The sequence below is a fragment of the Pseudaestuariivita sp. genome, assembly GCF_052825805.1.
In genome coordinates this window covers 268,333-284,786 of record NZ_JBRBVB010000003.1, presented here as the reverse complement: position 1 = coordinate 284,786, position 16,454 = coordinate 268,333, and the positions used below count along the sequence as shown (strand labels likewise).

Genomic DNA, 16,454 nt, shown 5'->3' with positions numbered 1-16,454 from the left:
AATTCGTCCAACGCTCATCCACGACAAAGGGAGAAAGACAAAATGCGCACACGTGCAGCCGTGGCCCTTGAGGCCGGCAAACCGCTCGAGGTGATGGAAGTGAACCTCGACGGACCCAAGGAGGGCGAGGTCCTCGTCGAGATCAAGGCGACCGGCATTTGCCACACGGACGAGTTCACGCTGTCCGGCGCCGATCCCGAGGGGATGTTTCCGGCCATCCTCGGGCACGAGGGCGCGGGCGTCGTGGTGGAGTGCGGACCGGGCGTGACGTCGCTCAAGCCAGGCGACCACGTGATCCCGCTCTATACGCCCGAGTGCCGGCAATGCGAGTACTGTCTGCATCCCAAGACGAACCTCTGCCAGGCGATCCGCACAACGCAGGGGCAGGGGGTGATGCCGGACGGGACCTCGCGCTTTTCGATGCTCGATGGCACGCCGATCCTGCATTACATGGGGTGCTCGACCTTCTCGAACCACACGGTGCTTCCTGAGATCGCGCTCGCCAAGGTCCGGCAGGACGCGCCGTTCGACAAGATTTGCTACATCGGCTGTGGCGTGACGACGGGCATCGGCGCCGTCATCAACACCGCCAAGGTGGAGATCGGCAGCCGTGCCATCGTCTTTGGCCTCGGCGGGATCGGGCTCAACGTCATCCAGGGGTTGCGGCTTGCGGGTGCCGATCAGATCGTCGGCGTCGATCTCAACCCCGAAAAGGTCAAGATGGCCAAGCACTTCGGCATGACCGATTTCGTGAACCCGTCCGAGGTCGAGGGCGATCTGGTTGCGCATCTGGTGGAGCTCACGGGCGGCGGCGGCGACTACACCTTTGACGCGACAGGCAACGTGCAGGTCATGCGTGCGGCGCTTGAGTCGGCGCACAAAGGGTGGGGCGAATCCATCGTGATCGGTGTTGCGCCCGCGGGTGCCGAGATCTCCACCCGTCCCTTCCAGTTGGTTACCGGCCGCGTCTGGCGCGGCACGGCGTTCGGCGGGGCGTCGGGGCGCACGGATGTGCCGAAGATCGTCGACTGGTACATGGACGGGAAGATCGAGATCGACCCGATGATCACTCACACGCTGTCGCTCGATGAGATCAACAAGGGGTTCGATCTGATGCACGCAGGCGAGTCGATCCGCTCGGTTGTGGTGTTCTGATTTATCGCGGTCGGCGTCGTGGCTTTATAACTTTCGCCCTAAGCAAAGCACCCGCCTGACAGGTACTGTCAGGCCGCGCCGACCCGCCCCGTCAAACCGAAGGTTTGCCTCCGGCAAAACGGGCGGCGCGATTGCGCCACCCCGCGGGACGGCGCGCGAACTACGGTTTGCTAGGCGATACTATCGTAGGCTTCAGCCGATGCCCCCTCACCTCGCCTTCGCAAGCCGTTCGCGGTGCAATGTGTAAAGACCCGACACGACGATCACCGCCGCGCCCACCCACGTCCAGACATCCGGCAGATCGTCAAAGATCAGCCAGCCGTAAAAGGTCGCCCAGATCAGGATCGTGTAGTGCAGGGGCGCCAGCACGACGGCTTCGGCAAGCTCCAGCGCACGGATGATCAGCGTCTCGCCCACCGCTGCGATGACAGCCATCGTCACCAACAGCGCCAGTGGTAGACCCCATTCAGGCGTCTGCCACACAAAGAGCACCGGCACACTCAGCACCGCGCTCGACGCGATGGCGGTATACGCGACCGTCGTGAGCGTGGAATCGGCACCCGCCAAAGTGCGCGACAGGATCTGCCGGAGCGCAAAGAGCGTCGCTGCCAGGACCACCAGCATCCCCGCCGGGTGCATCACGCCCATCCCGGGCCGAATGATGATCAGCGCGCCGACAAAGCCGATGGTCACCGCAATCCAGCGCCTCAGACCCACGGTCTCTCCCAGCACCAGCGCACCGAGAAGCGTGACGATGAAAGGCGCCACGAACGAGATCGCGACGGCGTCGGCGACCGGGACGTACTTGACCGCGTAGATAAATAGGGCCGCGGACAAGGCCGCCAGCACGCCCCGCGTTATCTGCAGGCGCCGGTGCTCCGTGCGCAGGATCGACGCGCCCTTGAGCGCGAGGAGGATCAGCACGCCCGTCAGCAGCCCCAACTGACGCGACCAGACGATCTGAAGGGGGTGGAAGTGGTCCGTCAGATACTTGGCCAGACTGTCGACCATCGCAAAGAGGAAGAACCCGAACGCCATCGTCGCGATCCCGAGCACGCGGCGCCGCTGCATGCGCGGCAGATCGCTTTGCCCCTCGGGCGGGGGCGTCAGGGGAACGGAGTGGTTTGGCATGAGGTCTCGACCAGTAGCCTACGGCGTGCAGACGGCGCCGTCCATCTGGCACATGATGTTTGCGCCACTATCTTGCCGGACATGCAAGACCTCCCGCCCCTCGCCCTTTCCGTGCGCCAGCCCTGGGCCTGGGCCATCGTGGCGGGCCACAAACCGATCGAGAACCGCAGCGCGGGCGCGATCCGGGCGGGCGGCATGACACGCGGCTGGGTGTGCATCCATGCCGCCACCGGCCTCAAACAGGACGAGTTCCAATGGGGGCACTGGCGGCTCGCCAAACACGGCGTGACCTGCCCGCGCCCCGAAACGCTTGTGCGTGGGGCGATCATTGGCGTGGTGGAGGTGGTCGACATCATCGACCGCTCGGACAGCGAGTGGTTTGGCGGAGCTTGCGGCCTCGTGCTCGAAAACGCGCGCGAGATCACTCCGATCCCGGCGCCGGGCGCGCTGGGATACTTTGCATGGCATGAGGCGGGAGAGGTTGCCAAACCGCTGCCGTGGATGCTCCGGTACGACCGGCCAAACGGCGACGCGGCGACGGGTGATCTCTTTGCGGGTCTGGCGCCGTCCTTTGCCGAAACGCCCCAGCGCCCGGGCAAAGGAGACCGCTCAAAGAGGTGAAAGCCCCGCGCCCCATTGCGCTTGGCCCCTTGAGGGTTATGTTCGCCGCAACAGACCATGTGAGGCACGGCCGATGAGCGAAGAAAACACTACACCCGAACAGACCAGCGACGACATCGCCAAGCGGTTCTTCAAATCGCGCAACGTGCTGATCACCGGGGGGATCGACGACAAGCTGGCGCAGCGCACGACGCAGCACCTGCTCGCGCTGGCCGAGGACGGCGACGATCCGATCAACCTCTTTATCTCGTCGCCGGGTGGTCACGTCGAAAGCGGTGACATGGTCCACGACATGATCAAGTTCATCAAACCGGTGGTGCGCTGCATCGGGTCGGGCTGGGTGGCAAGCGCCGGCGCGCTGATCTTTATCGGGGCGCAAAAGGAGAACCGCTTCTGCCTCCCGAACACACGTTTCCTGCTGCACCAACCCTCGGGCGGGATCGGCGGCACGGCGTCGGACATGGCGATCCAGGCCGAGCAGATCATCGCGATGCGCGACCGGTTCCACCGCATCTTTGCCGAGGCGACGGGCCAGACGCCGGAAAAGATCGCCGAGGACACGCAGCGCGACTTCTGGCTGACGACCAGCGAGGCCATCGACTATGGCCTCCTGGGCAAGGTGATCCACTCGGCAAGCGAGCTTGGCTGACCTTACCCTTCGCGCGGCGGTCCCGTCTGACGCAAACACAGTCGCCGCGCTCCTCTCCCCGGTCTTCGCGGCGGGGGAGACCTATGCGGTAGATCCCTCCACCACTGGCAAGGCAGCCTCGGACTACTGGTGGTCCGGCGGACGGAGCGTATTTGTCGCCGAGACGGATCGCCTCATCGGCTCCTACTACATCCGCCCGAACGGAGAAGGCCGTGCCGCGCATGTGTGCAATTGCGGCTACGTGACGGACCCCGAGGCGCGCGGGCAGGGAATGGCAACGGCGATGCTCGCGCACTCCCAAGACATCGCGAGGCAGATGGGCTATCGTGCGATGCAGTTCAACTTTGTGATTGCCACCAACACCGGTGCGATCGGGCTCTGGGAACGCCACGGCTTTGCAACCGTTGGGCGTCTGCCCGGCGCCTATGATCACCCGAAACACGGCTATGTCGACGCGCTGGTGATGTTCAAAACACTCTGACTGGAGGGCCTATGCCCAACCGCGACCGCCCGCTTTATGCCGTCCTGATCGACGCCGACAACATCCCCGCCAAGTTTGCCGGCCCGGTGCTGAAGGAGATCACCGCCATCGGCGAGCCGGCCTTGCGGCGCGTCTACGGCGACTGGTCGTCCGGGCGGCTGGGCAACTGGTCCAAGACGGTGCGCGACCTCGGCCTTGTCGCGCATCAGGAGACGGCCAACACCGTGGGCAAGAACGCCAGCGACATCGGCCTTGTGATCGACGCGATGGACATCCTGCACACCGGGCGGTTCGACGGGTTCGTGCTGGTGTCGTCCGACAGCGATTTCACCGCGCTCGCGAACCGCATCCGCGAACAAGGGCTTGACGTGATCGGCATCGGCGAGGCCAAGGCGCCGGAGGCGCTGCGCAACGTCTGCAACCGGTTCATACTGATCGAGAACATCGTCGAAGAGCCCGAGCCCGAGCAAAAAGGCGAAGCGCCCGCGCGCAAGCAAAGCCCCAACGACGCGATCCCGCTCATTCTCAACGCGATGGAAAAGATCGAGCAGGACGACGAGTGGTATGCGCTTGGCCCGCTCGGCCAGTACATGCAGGCGCATTCGCCCGACTTCGACACGCGCAGCTACGGAAAGCGCAAGCTGAGCGATCTGGTGCAGGGCATCAAACGGTTCGAGACCCGTAAGGACGGCAACCAGCTGATGGTGCGGCGGCGCGACTGACGCCTCTACCAAGCACGAAAATGCTGCACTTGCATAATCGCCTGCCTAATGATAGGTAGGCAATCATGGATATGCGAACCACCCTCCTCGATCAGGCCGAACTCCTTGCGCGGACGCGCGGCTTCGACGCCTTCAGCTTTGCCGATCTGGCGCGGCACGCCAAGATTGCCAAGCCCAGCGTGCACCACCATTTCGCGACCAAGGCCAAGCTCTCCGAAGCGCTGATCGTCCGCTACACGGCGCAAGTGGCTGGCGCCTTGGACGAGATTGCCGAGACCTCCGCGAGCCCGCGCCGGTGCCTCGAGCGGTTCGTGGACCTCTACCGTGACAGCGCGCGGGAGGGGGAGGCGCTCTGCCTCTGCGTGGCGTTCAGCGCCGGACGGGACAGCCTGAGCGAGGACGTGCGGGACGCGCTTGGCACGTTTCACACCGGTGTTCTGGGCTGGCTCCGCGCCGCGCTCGAGGCGCACGGGCGCAGCGGTAAGGAGGCTGAAAGCGTGCTGGCTCTGGTGGAGGGCGCGCAGCTGATGGCGCGCAGCACGCAGGACATCCGCCGGTACGATGCGGCAACCGCACCGTTTCTCGCCAGCCTCAAGCGCGAGGAGTAGGCCCGTGCGCGTCAATGCCGACTTTGAGCAGCGCGTGGTTTTAAGGCCCGAGGATCGCGAATGGGTGGCCTCTCCGGCAGCAGGTGTCGCGCGCCAGATGCTCGACCGGGTGGGCGATGAGGTCGCGCGGGCGACGACGCTGGTGCGGTTCGACGCGGGCTCCGCCTTTGACGCGCACACGCATGGCGGGGGCGAGGAATATTTCGTGCTCGACGGGACCTTCAGCGACGAGACGGGCGACTTTCCGGCAGGCACTTACGTGCGCAACCCGATCGGCACGTGGCACACCCCGCACACGGATGAAGGGTGCACGATCCTCGTCAAGCTGCACCAGTTCGACCAAACGGACACCGAAGAGGTCGTCATCGACACCAAGGCCGCCGCCTTTCGGCCTGGCCTTGTGGAGGGGCTGTCGGTGCTGCCTCTGCATGCCCACCCTTCGGAAAATGTCGCGCTGGTGCGCTGGGCGCCGGGCACCCGCTTCACCCCGCATCAGCATTGGGGCGGGGAAGAGGTCTTTGTGCTCGAAGGCACCTTTCAGGATGAGCACGGCACCTATCCCGCAGGCACCTGGATCCGGTCGCCGCATCTGTCGCAACACGCGCCATGGTCGGACGACGGGTGTCTGATCTGGGTCAAGACCGGTCACCTGACACCGGACCACGTTGCCCGCTGGCAGGACGCACCGTAAGTTTATCTCGCGCCGCCGAGCGGGCCTGCTAGGCTTCGCCTATGTCCGCCGCGCGCAATATCCGGCTCTACCCCTGGTACGCCTTTGCCAAGAACCTGATGTTCTGGCAGGCGGTCTGGTTTCTCTACCTCGAAGGGCTGGTCACGGCGGCGGGCGCCATTGCGCTTTATGCCGCGTTGGAGCTGTCGATCACGCTGCTCGAAGTGCCGTCGGGCTATCTTTCGGACCGCGTCGGGCGGCGCCGGACGCTGCTGCTTGCCGCGGTAGCCGGAGCGCTCGGGGCGCTGCTCCTCTACCTCGGGACCGGGTACGCCATTCTGCTCGCGGGGATGGTGCTGCTCGGGGCGGGCGGCGCGTTTGCCTCCGGCACCGACAGCGCGCTCCTTTACGAGTCGCTGCGTGCGGAGGGCCGGCAGGACGACGTCGCCCGCGAGGAGTTGCGCGCCTGGCGGATGTCCTTTGCCGCGCTCGCGGTCTCGGCGGTCACGGGCGGGCTTTTTGCACAAGTGTCGCCCGCGCTGCCGTTCCTCGCCACGGCGCTCGCGCATGGCGCACAGCTGGCGATCACCTGGCAGTTCCGGTTGCCGCATTCCGTGCCGCAGGTGAGCGAGGCGCAGCGGTTCGGGGAGATGCGCGCCACGCTGCGTCATCCCGTGTTGCTGTGGCTGCTCGCGCTGATGGTGGGGATGTATATCCTCGGGCATATCCCGTTTGTCTTTGGCCAGCCGTTCATCGCCGCCGCGCTCGATGGCGTGGGCCTTGGCACCGAGGCGCCCTTGGTCAGCGGTCTGGTGACGGCGCTGATGATGGCGGTGTCGGTGGCCGGGACCTGGCTTGCACTGCCCGCGCGCCGGGCGCTGGGGTTGCCGCGGTTGCTGCTGGTGGCATTTGCGGCGCATGTGGCGCTGACGGCCGTGCTGGCCGTCAGCCAGACGGCCTTTGCCATCCTTTTCCTCGTGCTGCGCAAGTTGCCGGACGCGCTCGCGCGGGCGTTCATCACCGCGCGCATCCAGCCGCTTTTGGCGGATGAAGTGCGGGCGACCTTCCTCAGCTTTGTCAGCCTCGTGGCGCGGCTTGTGTTTGCCGGCTCGCTGTTCTTGGCGGCAGGCGGCGCGCAGGGCGCGGACACGATGACGTTCGCCGCGCTCGCGCGGGTGCTTGGTGCCTACGCGCTGCTCGGTCTGGCGCTGTGGCTGGCGCTCTGGTGGACGGCGCGCCGGCTGCCGCTCGAGGATCAGGCGCCGTAGCGCGCCATGAACGTGTCGACCGCGCCGGTCACGATCCGCTGCAGCTCGTCTTCGGTGAATTCCTTCTGGATGCCGAACATCAGCTTGAGCCAGAGCTCGGCCTTGCAGAGCTCGGGGAACTGGTCGGCGGCGAGGTCCACGTCGTCGATCACCAGCTCGCCACGTGCGATGGCACCCTTGAGGTAGGCGATCATCGTGGCGCGCACGATCTCGGGGCCCGAGCCGTAGAACGCCTGCCCGATCTCCGGGAACCGGTCGCTTTCGGCGATGCAGGTGCGGAACATCTCCTGCCCGAAGGGCGACAGGAGGATGTCGAGGAAGTGCCGCCCCGACCGGTGCAGCGTTTCGCGCGGCGGTGCGGTCATGTCGATCTGGTCGATGGCGATCTCGGCCTGGCGTCCGCACTCCGTCTGCAGCACCTCGATAAACAGCAAGCGTTTGTCGGCGAAGTAGCTGTAGAGCGTCGCCTTGGAGACGCCGGCGGCGCGCGCGATGTCGTCCACGCTCGCCCCTTCGAAGCCGTCGGCCATGAAGACCTGCCGGGCGCCCTCGAGCACATCGTCGAACTTGCGGCCCTTGCGGATGCCGGTGGGAGCAGCGGTCATCGTGACATCTCAACATTCGAGGCGTAAGGAGTACCTGACCCGAGCCGTCGGGGCAAGGTGAGCGCTGCTTGACGGGGCGGTAGGGGGTGGTACTGCGAAGGGCATGGCTGAAATCTTCCTCAAGACGCTGCCGTTCTTTGCGCTCATCGGGCTGGGCTACGGTGCGGCGGCGACGCGGTTTTTCAGTCAGGAGGCGACGGCCTGGATCACCAAGTTCGTCTTTTACTTTGCGCTGCCGGCGATGATCTTTCGCTTTGCCGCGAACCTGAGCCTTGGGGACATCCTCGATTGGTCGCTTATCGGCGCGTACCTGTGGGGCACGCTTTTCGTCTACGCGCTGGCGACGCTGATCGGCATTCTGCGCGGGCTCGACATCGCGACCAACGCGGTCGAGGCGCAGTGCGCGGTGATCGGCAACGTCGGGTTTCTGGGTCTGCCTATGCTGGCGCTGCTGCTGGGTGAAGCCTCCATCGGGCCGAACCTGTTGGTGCTGGCGGTGGACCTCATCGTATTTTCCTCGCTGATCGTGATCCTGATCTCGATTGGCAAGGAAGGGCGGCTCGACTGGTCGATCTTTCGCACCATCGGCAAGGGGCTAATCGAGAACCCGATGATCGTCGCCATCGTGCTGGGTCTCGGCTTTGCCGCGCTGCCGGTGGAGATGCCGCAGGTGGCCGCGGATTTCCTGACGACGCTCGGGGCGGCTGCCACGCCCTGCGCGCTTTTTGCCATTGGCGCGTCGCTGGCGTCGAAGTCCGCCGAGCGGCTGTCGATTGCGGGCTACATCTCGTTCTTCAAGCTGGTGCTGCACCCGGCCTTTGTCGCCTTTGCGGCGCTTTACCTCTTTGAGGTCGAGAGCTTTGGCGCCGGGGTCATCATCTCGGCGGCGGCGCTGCCGGTGGCGGGCAACATCTTTATCCTCGCGCAGCATTACGGGGTTGCGCCGCAGCGCGTGAGCGCGGCAATCCTTGTCTCGACCGTGCTGAGCGTCGGCACCGTTTCGGGCATCATCGCCTGGGCCGCAACCTTGTAGGAGTTCTCACAATGCAGACCCAATCGGAGAACCGCTGTTTCGGAGGGGTGCAGGGCGTCTACACCCACGCGTCTGAGGCGTGCGGCGGTGACATGACCTTTGGTCTGTTCCTGCCGGCGGAGGCCGCGGACGGCCCGGTGCCGGTTCTGTGGTACCTTTCGGGCCTGACCTGCACGCATGAAAATGCGATGGTCAAGGCGGGCGCGCAGGGCTGGGCGGCGGAGCAGGGCATTGCGCTGGTCTTTCCCGACACCTCGCCGCGGGGCGCGGGCGTGGCCGATGACGAGGCGTATGATCTGGGGCAGGGCGCGGGGTTCTATGTGAACGCCACGGAAAAACCCTGGGCGCCGCATTTCCGCATGTGGGACTACGTCGCCGAAGAGCTGCCAGCGTTGGTTGGCGAGCACTTTGCGCTCGACATGGACCGGCAAGCGATCACCGGGCACTCGATGGGCGGGCATGGCGCGCTGACCCTGGCGATGGGCCTCCCCGGCCGTTTCCGGTCCGTGTCGGCCTTTGCGCCCATCTGCAACCCGAGTGCCTCGGACTGGGGGCGCAAGCAGCTGGGGGCTTACCTCGGCGCGGATGAGAGTGGCTGGGCGAAGCACGACGCCAGCCTGCAGATGCAGGCCGTGGGCTTTGACGGGCCGGTGCTCTGCGACACCGGAACGGATGATCAGTTCCTCGACCTGCTCAAGCCGGAGGCACTCGCGCACGCCGCAGCGGCACGGCGTCAGGAGGCCGCGTTGCGGATGCAGAAGGGCTACGATCACAGCTACTTCTTCGTGGCGAGCTTCATGGAAGAGCACGTGTCGTTTCACGCCGAGGCGCTCTACGCGTGACGCTCTGGATCGACGCCGACGCCTGCCCGGTCAAGGAGGAGGCCGAGCGCGTCGCAACCCGCCACAAGCTGCCGATGAAGCTGGTCGCCAACGGCGGCCTGCGCCCGTCCCGCAACCCATGGGTGGAGGTGGTGATCGTGGCCGAAGGTCTGGACGTGGCCGATGACCATATCGCCGAGCACTGCGGTCCCGGCGACGTGGTCGTCACCGCCGACGTGCCTTTGGCCGCGCGCTGTGTGGAGGCTGGGGCCGAGGTCCTGAGCCACACCGGAGAGCGCTTCACGCCGTCGAACATCGGCAGCAAGCTTGCGACGCGGGATTTGATGACCGAGATGCGCGCCGCCAATCCCCTGTCGCAGGGCGGTGGGGGCAAGGCGTTTTCCAAGGCGGACCGCTCGCGGTTCCTCGACGCGCTCGAACAGGCCGTGCGCCGGGCGTCGCAGGTGTAGGGTGGGCAGTGCCGATCTTGTTTGTTTTGTGATTGTGGCGATCCGTCTGCTGCGCAATCGGCACTGCCCACCTTACGGGACAGGCAGGCCAGTCATGCACGCGGGGGCTGCATGACCTCCAACCTCAAAGGTGCGGGATGTGCGGCGCTTGCGGTGCTCTTTTTCGCGACCGTGGACACGACGATCAAGTTCCTCTCGGACACGTACGCGCTGCACCAGGTGGTGTTGATCCGGTCGCTGATCGCGCTGGCGCTCTTCTTGGCGCTGATTATGCCGTTTGCTGGTGGCTGGTCGGTGTTCCGCACGCAGCGCCTGGCGCTGCATCTGCTGCGCGGGGCCTGCGTCGTCTTTGCCAATCTGACGTTCTTTCTGGGTCTCGCGGAAATCCCTCTCGCGGACGGGGTTGCGATCTTCTTTGTCTCGCCCTTGCTGATCACCGCCCTGTCGGTGCTCTTTCTCAAAGAGCGTGTCGGCCCCTGGCGCTGGGCGGCGGTGCTGCTTGGCCTTGTCGGCGTGATCGTGATGGTGCGCCCCGGAACGACCGCCTTTCAGTCGGCGGCGCTCTTGCCGCTGGCGGCGGCGTGCGGCTATGCGGTGCTGTCGATCCTAACGCGCAAGATCGGTTCGACGGAGAGTGCCGCGACGATGGCGGCCTACATCCAGATCGTCTTTATCGCAGTCTGTGCGGTCTCCGGCCTGATCCTCGGGGACGGGCGCTTTGCCGGAGCCGAGCGTCCGGCGCTCGACTTCCTGCTGCGCGCCTGGCCGTTGCCGGCGCTGGCCGACGGGTGGCTTTTTCTGCTCATCGGGGCGGGCAGCTGCTTTGGCGGCTTTCTCATCAGCCAGGCCTACCGGCTGGGAGAGGCGAATTTCGTGGCGCCTTTCGAGTATGTCGCCATGCCGATGGCCGTGGTGACCGGGTACCTCGTGTTCGGCGACTTGCCCGATGCGCTCGGCTGGGTCGGGATCGCGCTGATCCTCGGGGCGGGGCTGTTGCAGCTTTGGCGCGAGACAGTAACTGCGCGCCAGCTGGCCGCCGATGCGCCGCGCCTGCGCCGGTAGACGTTGCACGCGCGGGTCCCGCTTGGAATAGTGGCGCCAGCCGCCAAGGAGCCTGCCCATGCCGATCCAAGCCGTCGTCTTTGACATCGGGAACGTCCTGATCGACTGGCAGCCCGAGCGGCACTACGACGCCGTCTTTGGCAAGGCCCGGCGCGAGGCGCTGTTCAGGACGGTCGATCTGCACAACATGAACAACGACATCGACCTGGGTGCCGATTTGGAGGCGCGCGTGCGCGAGGAGGCCGCCAAGTGGCCGGACTGGCACGCAGAGATCATGGTCTGGCACGACGCCTGGCTCGAGCTCGCCGGCCCTCCGAAAGAGCACTCCGTCCGCCTGCTCCGCGCACTCCGTGCCAAGGGCGCGCCGGTCTATGCTTTGTCGAATTTCGGGGTCGGGACCTTTGCGCTCGCCGAAGAAAAGTGGCCGTTCCTTACCGAGTTCGACATCCGGTTCATCTCCGGCCACATGCAGCTGGTGAAGCCGGACCCCGCCATCTACGCCGCGCTCGAAGAGGCTGTGCCGGAGGCGCCGGAGACGCTGCTCTTTGCCGATGACCTTCCTGCGAATATAGCGGCGGCGGAGGCGCGGGGCTGGCAGACGCACCAGTTTACTGCGCCGCAGGGGTTTGCCGACCGGCTGGTTGCCGAGGGCCTTCTGACGGCGGAGGAGGCGCGATGAGCCTGCCCTTCATCTCCTTTGCCGAGGCCGATCCCTTGCTCGATTGGCGCGCGCTGGGCGCTGCCTTCGAGGCGGGTCACAAGCTGAAAAAGGCGGAGATCGCCGACACGTTCCTTTACCGCGACCCCGACACGCTCCTCAGCCGTGCGGCGTGGATCGACGGGCTGGGGCTGGCGGTGAAATCCGCGACGGTCTTTCCGGGCAAGGCTCCGATGATCAACGGCGCGGTGTCGCTCTTTAACGATGCAAATGGCGTTCCGGAGGCGATCCTCGACTTTCACCTCGTGACCAAGTGGAAGACCGCCGGCGACAGCGCCTGGGCGGCCTCGCGCCTTGCGCGCCCGGACAGCCGCAAGGTGCTGATCGTCGGCGCTGGCACCGTAGGCCGGTCGCTCGTGAGCGCTTACCGCGCATGGTTTCCCGAGGCGGAGTTTGCCGTCTGGAACCGGACGGCAGCCACGGCGGAGGCCTTTGCCGCAGAGATGCAGGCCGACGTTGCCACCGATCTGGCGGACGCCGTTGCGGCGGCTGACATCGTGACCTGCGCGACCATGTCGACCGAGCCTGTGCTGCGCGGCGACTGGCTCAGCCCCGGCACTCACGTCGATCTGATCGGCGCCTACCGGCCCGACATGCGGGAGGCGGACGACGCGGCGCTGCTCAAGTCTCGCGTCTTCGTCGACAGTTACGACACCACACTCGACCATATCGGGGAGCTCAAACTGCCTTTGGCCGAGGGTGTCATCACGCGCGAACATGTGCTGGCGGATTACTACCAAGGGCCGTTCGCGCGTATGTCGGATAGCGAGATAACGCTCTTCAAAAACGGAGGCGGCGCGCATCTCGACCTGATGACCTCGCGCTACATCCTCGACGCGTGGACCGCGGCGCGGTGATCTGGGCGCTTGGCTCTATCCTGGCGATTGCGCTGGCGCCGTTCCTGCGTGAGTGGCTGCGCCCCGGCATGGGGCGTGGCGCGCGCGCCCGGGCGCCGGGACATTTCGCCAAGCTCTCTCAAGGGCTTACACATTTCGACTGGATCGGACCGGAGGAGGGGTCTCCACTTGTGTGCATCCATGGCCTGACCACCCCCAGCTACGTCTGGCGCGCGCTGGCGCCTTTGCTGGCGGTGCAGGGCTTTCGGGTGCTGATCTACGATCTTTACGGGCGTGGCTTCTCCGACCGGCCGCGCGGCCGGCAGTCGCGCGAATTCTTCTTGCGCCAGCTCGAGGAGCTGCTCGAGGCCGAAGAGGTCCGTGGCCCCGTCACGCTTGCCGGCTATTCCATGGGCGGCGCCATCGCGACCAGCTACGCCGCGCGCCATCCCACAAAAGTCACCCGCCTTATCCTGCTGGCCCCCGCCGGCATGGCGCACAGCATCGACCGCCTCTCGGAGCGCGCGCGCGATCTCTGGGGGGTGGGGGATTGGCTCTTCCGGCTGCTCTGGCCCCGACGGTTCAAGCAGGCTGTGACCGAGGACCCTCGCCCCTCGCAGGTCGATAACATTGCCGCGCGTCAGCAGGAAGAAGTCCAGTACCGCGGCTTCACGCCCGCCGTGCTGTCATCCTACCGCGGGATGCTGTCCAAGACGCAAGAGGCCGAGCACCGCGCCGTGCAGCGCGCTGCGATCCCGGTGCTGGCGATCTGGGGTGCGGAGGATGACGTGATCCCGCTGTCGGCGATGGGACGCCTGACCCAGTGGAACCGCGCCTGTCGGCAGGAGGTCATCGACGGTGCGGCGCATGGCCTGCCCTACACGCATGCGGATGCGGTTGCGGAGGTTGTGGCGGAGACGCTTGTTCGGGAGGGAGAGAGCAAACCATCCCTCACTTGATACGAACGCAACAGAAGTTCACGCGCGCGTCCCGCGGGGTGACGCAATCGCGCCGCCCGTTTTGCCGTAGGCAAACCTATGGTTTGACGGGGGCGGGTCGGCGCAGCCTGACGGTGCCCGTCAGGCGGGCGATTCGATCAGAGGGCACATCGACTTGGTTTGAGGTTCTGCGGCTTAAGCCGCCCGCGCCACCGCCAAAGGCTTCTCCCTAATCGGCAGATGCACAATCGCCGAGAACGCCCCAACCGCCACGCCGATCCACCACACCCTCTCGTAGTCTTCGGTGACGTCGTACATTCTCCCACCCAGCCACACGCCCATAAAGCTGCCAAGCTGGTGGCTGAAGAACACGATCCCGTAGAGCGTTCCCATGTAGCGCAGCCCATAGATGTACGCGACCAGCCCGGACGTCAGCGGCACCGTCGCCAGCCATAGCGAGCCCATCGCCACCGAGAACACCAGCACCGACACCGGCGTGATCGGGAACATGAAAAAGAGCGCGGCGACCAGCGTGCGCCCGGTGTAAATGCCCGCCAGAAGGTACTTCTTGGGGTAGTGCTTGCCCGCCCAGCCCGCGAGCAGAGTGCCTGCAATGTTCGCGAGCCCAATCAGCGATATCGCCACCGCCCCCAGCGCCGAGGTCGTGGAAATCCCGATGTTGTCGAGCATGCTTCCCGGCTGGATCGGGCCACACATCTCAGTCACCAGCGCCGGGAAATGCGCCGTGATGAACGCAAGCTGATATCCGCAGGAAAAGAACCCCAGAAAGATCAGCGTGTAGGACGGATCCTTGAACGCCTTGACGAGGATCTGGCCCAGCGTCTCTTCGATCTCGGCTTTGGTCGCCCGCACCGGCGCGCGCATCATCGGCAAAAGCAGGATCACGCCAAGGATCATGCCGGTGAACACGAGGAAGACGCTCTGCCAGGGCATCATCGTCAGCATCCACTCCGCGAGCGGCGCGCCGACGACCTGCCCGCCCGAGCCTGCAGCCGTGGTGATTGCCAGCGCCATCGAGCGGTTCTCGTCCGACGCCGCGCGCCCGACCACGGCGAGGATCACGCCGAACCCGGTGCCGGCGATCCCGAACCCGATGAACCAGTTCCAGACCTGGTGTGCCTCCGGCGAGACCGCATAGGACGACGCCACCAGCCCGACCGCATAGGTCAGCGCCCCGAGGATGATCGCCTTGCGGTCCCCGATCTTCTCGGCAATCGCGCCAAAGATGGGCTGACCGATCCCCCACGCTAGGTTTTGGATCGCGATCGCCATCGAGAATTCCGCGCGCAGCCAGCCGAACTCCTCGGCGATGGGGATTTGGAACACCCCGAACGAGGCGCGGATGGCAAAGCTCATCAGGATGATCGCGCAGCCCACTAGCAGGACCGGGGTCATCAGGGGCGTGCGGGTCTCGGACATCGGCGGCTTCCTTCGGCGTGGCGCGACCTTGGCGTCACCGCCCATGGCGCGCAAGACATATGACGGCCGCGCACATCACTCTTTGTGATCGCCGCGGCCAGGCACGTTGATGCCCCTACACAGCGCCCCGGCACCGCGCTAAGCCAATCCCATGAAGGTGACAGAGCTTTACGAAACACGGCTGGCAGACGGGGAGCTACGGCAGGACGCGGCGCAACGCGCTGTCGTGCCCGAGCTGGCGCGCGTCGAAGCCGCCCTGCAGCGCCCCGTCAAATCCGGCTGGTTCAAGCGCAAGCTTGAACCGATCCAGGGCCTCTACATCTGGGGCGGGGTCGGGCGCGGCAAGTCGATGCTCATGGACCTCTTTGTCGAGGCGCTGGAAGCGGACGACATCGCCGTGCGCCGCGTGCATTTCCACGCCTTCATGCAAGAGGTGCAGGCCGGGATCACCGCCGCGCGGCAGGCCGGGCGCGACGACGCCGTGGCGCCGGTCGCCGACCAGATCGCCAGCGACGTCCGCTGCCTCGCCTTCGACGAGATGCAGATCACCGACATCGCCGACGCGATGATCGTGGGCCGGCTCTTCGAAAAGCTGTTCGAGGCGGGCGTGGTGGTCGTGACCACCTCCAACCGCGTGCCGGCGGACCTCTACAAGGACGGGCTCAACCGCGCGCTCTTCCTGCCGTTCATCGCGCTCCTCGAGGCGCACATGACGGTGTGGGAGCTCGCGTCCGACACAGACTACCGGCAGGACAGGCTTGCCGGCGCGGAGGTCTACTTCACGCCGCTTGGACGCGATGCAGCGGCCAAGGTCGACGCGGTGTGGCACGAGCTGACGGATGGGAAGTCGGGCAACGCCCTCACCCTGCGCGTCAAAGGGCGCGACGTTGTCCTCCCTGCCTTCGTGAACGGCGTCGCGCGCGCCTCGTTCTACGACCTTTGCGGCAAACCACTCGGCCCGGCGGACTACCTCGCAATCGCCGAGGCAGTGCGCGTCTTGGTGGTCGACTCCATCCCCGAGCTGGGGCGCTCGAACTTCAACGAGGCCAAGCGGTTCGTCACGCTGATTGACGCGCTCTACGAGGCCAAGGTCCGCATCGTGGCCAGCGCGGCCCGACGGCCCGAGATGCTCTACCTCGAGGGCGAAGGTTCCTTCGAATTCGAGCGCACCGCCTCGCGCCTGCGAGAGATGATGTCCGACGGCTGGGGCGCGTAACCGCCCGTCA

19 protein-coding genes are annotated in these 16,454 nt (G+C 65.9%); 16 read left to right on the top strand and 3 right to left on the bottom strand.

The annotated features are described in order from the left end of the window. Positions 1-42: 42 nt before the first annotated feature. A complete protein-coding gene (locus tag ACU0B3_RS05790; protein ID WP_446259878.1) occupies positions 43-1,155 on the top strand; it encodes an S-(hydroxymethyl)glutathione dehydrogenase/class III alcohol dehydrogenase in 1,113 nt (370 codons plus the stop codon). 207 nt (positions 1,156-1,362) lie between these two features. Here the strand turns inward: ACU0B3_RS05790 and ACU0B3_RS05785 are convergent, their stop codons facing one another. Continuing rightward, complete coding sequence (locus tag ACU0B3_RS05785; protein WP_446259877.1) at positions 1,363-2,286, bottom strand: DMT family transporter; 924 nt, start codon at positions 2,284-2,286, stop codon at positions 1,363-1,365. Between the two features lie 81 nt (positions 2,287-2,367). Here ACU0B3_RS05785 and ACU0B3_RS05780 point away from each other — a divergent pair, with 81 nt between their 5' ends. The 7 genes from ACU0B3_RS05780 (at position 2,368) to ACU0B3_RS05750 (ending at position 7,305) form a co-directional block, all read left to right on the top strand. Beyond that, the gene (locus tag ACU0B3_RS05780) at positions 2,368-2,907 is read left to right on the top strand and encodes a hypothetical protein (RefSeq protein WP_446259876.1); all 540 of its coding nucleotides are present in this window, start codon (positions 2,368-2,370) and stop codon (positions 2,905-2,907) included. Positions 2,908-2,980: 73 nt separating this feature from the next. Further along, positions 2,981-3,556 (top strand): ATP-dependent Clp protease proteolytic subunit, encoded by a 576-nt coding sequence (locus ACU0B3_RS05775; protein WP_446259875.1) that lies wholly within the window; start codon positions 2,981-2,983, stop codon positions 3,554-3,556. After that, the gene (locus ACU0B3_RS05770; protein ID WP_446259874.1) at positions 3,549-4,037 is read left to right on the top strand and encodes an N-acetyltransferase family protein; all 489 of its coding nucleotides are present in this window, start codon (positions 3,549-3,551) and stop codon (positions 4,035-4,037) included. The genes ACU0B3_RS05775 and ACU0B3_RS05770 overlap by 8 nt, the downstream gene beginning before the upstream one ends. Positions 4,038-4,048: 11 nt before the next feature. Further along, positions 4,049-4,759 carry an NYN domain-containing protein gene (locus tag ACU0B3_RS05765; protein WP_446259873.1) on the top strand — a complete coding sequence of 237 codons (711 nt, stop codon included), beginning with the start codon at positions 4,049-4,051 and terminating at the stop codon, positions 4,757-4,759. A gap of 65 nt (positions 4,760-4,824) precedes the next feature. Continuing rightward, positions 4,825-5,367 carry a TetR/AcrR family transcriptional regulator gene (locus ACU0B3_RS05760; protein ID WP_446259872.1) on the top strand — a complete coding sequence of 181 codons (543 nt, stop codon included), beginning with the start codon at positions 4,825-4,827 and terminating at the stop codon, positions 5,365-5,367. A gap of 4 nt (positions 5,368-5,371) precedes the next feature. Then, a complete protein-coding gene (locus tag ACU0B3_RS05755; RefSeq protein ID WP_446259871.1) occupies positions 5,372-6,058 on the top strand; it encodes a cupin domain-containing protein in 687 nt (228 codons plus the stop codon). 41 nt (positions 6,059-6,099) lie between these two features. Next, entirely contained in the window at positions 6,100-7,305 is a 1,206-nt protein-coding gene (locus ACU0B3_RS05750) for an MFS transporter (RefSeq protein WP_446259870.1), read from the top strand. Here the strand turns inward: ACU0B3_RS05750 and ACU0B3_RS05745 are convergent. After that, positions 7,293-7,910 (bottom strand): TetR/AcrR family transcriptional regulator, encoded by a 618-nt coding sequence (locus tag ACU0B3_RS05745; RefSeq protein WP_446259869.1) that lies wholly within the window; start codon positions 7,908-7,910, stop codon positions 7,293-7,295. The two genes, ACU0B3_RS05750 and ACU0B3_RS05745, sit on opposite strands and share 13 nt — an antisense overlap. Positions 7,911-8,013: 103 nt before the next feature. On the opposite strand from ACU0B3_RS05745, the gene ACU0B3_RS05740 reads away from it, so the two are divergent. From ACU0B3_RS05740 to ACU0B3_RS05710, 7 genes are all read left to right on the top strand, one after another. After that, complete coding sequence (locus ACU0B3_RS05740; protein ID WP_446259868.1) at positions 8,014-8,943, top strand: AEC family transporter; 930 nt, start codon at positions 8,014-8,016, stop codon at positions 8,941-8,943. Between the two features lie 11 nt (positions 8,944-8,954). Continuing rightward, positions 8,955-9,785, top strand: coding sequence for an S-formylglutathione hydrolase (fghA, locus tag ACU0B3_RS05735; RefSeq protein ID WP_446259867.1), 831 nt, complete (start codon positions 8,955-8,957; stop codon positions 9,783-9,785). Beyond that, the gene (locus tag ACU0B3_RS05730) at positions 9,782-10,234 is read left to right on the top strand and encodes a YaiI/YqxD family protein (protein WP_446259866.1); all 453 of its coding nucleotides are present in this window, start codon (positions 9,782-9,784) and stop codon (positions 10,232-10,234) included. The genes fghA and ACU0B3_RS05730 overlap by 4 nt, the downstream gene beginning before the upstream one ends. A gap of 111 nt (positions 10,235-10,345) precedes the next feature. Beyond that, positions 10,346-11,296, top strand: a complete 951-nt coding sequence (locus ACU0B3_RS05725) for a DMT family transporter (RefSeq protein WP_446259865.1) — start codon at positions 10,346-10,348, stop codon at positions 11,294-11,296. Positions 11,297-11,354: 58 nt separating this feature from the next. Continuing rightward, on the top strand, positions 11,355-11,975 hold the full coding sequence (locus tag ACU0B3_RS05720) for an HAD family hydrolase (RefSeq protein ID WP_446259864.1): 621 nt from the start codon (positions 11,355-11,357) through the stop codon (positions 11,973-11,975). Beyond that, the gene (locus ACU0B3_RS05715) at positions 11,972-12,871 is read left to right on the top strand and encodes an ornithine cyclodeaminase family protein (protein ID WP_446259863.1); all 900 of its coding nucleotides are present in this window, start codon (positions 11,972-11,974) and stop codon (positions 12,869-12,871) included. The genes ACU0B3_RS05720 and ACU0B3_RS05715 overlap by 4 nt, the downstream gene beginning before the upstream one ends. Beyond that, complete coding sequence (locus ACU0B3_RS05710; RefSeq protein ID WP_446259862.1) at positions 12,853-13,809, top strand: alpha/beta fold hydrolase; 957 nt, start codon at positions 12,853-12,855, stop codon at positions 13,807-13,809. Before ACU0B3_RS05715 ends, ACU0B3_RS05710 begins: the two co-directional genes overlap by 19 nt. Before the next feature lie 174 nt (positions 13,810-13,983). On the opposite strand, the gene ACU0B3_RS05705 is transcribed toward ACU0B3_RS05710, so the two are convergent. Then, positions 13,984-15,228, bottom strand: coding sequence for an MFS transporter (locus ACU0B3_RS05705; protein ID WP_446259861.1), 1,245 nt, complete (start codon positions 15,226-15,228; stop codon positions 13,984-13,986). Positions 15,229-15,379: 151 nt separating this feature from the next. On the opposite strand from ACU0B3_RS05705, the gene zapE reads away from it, so the two are divergent. Beyond that, positions 15,380-16,444, top strand: a complete 1,065-nt coding sequence (zapE, locus tag ACU0B3_RS05700; protein ID WP_446259860.1) for a cell division protein ZapE — start codon at positions 15,380-15,382, stop codon at positions 16,442-16,444. The last annotated feature ends 10 nt before the right edge of the window (positions 16,445-16,454 follow it).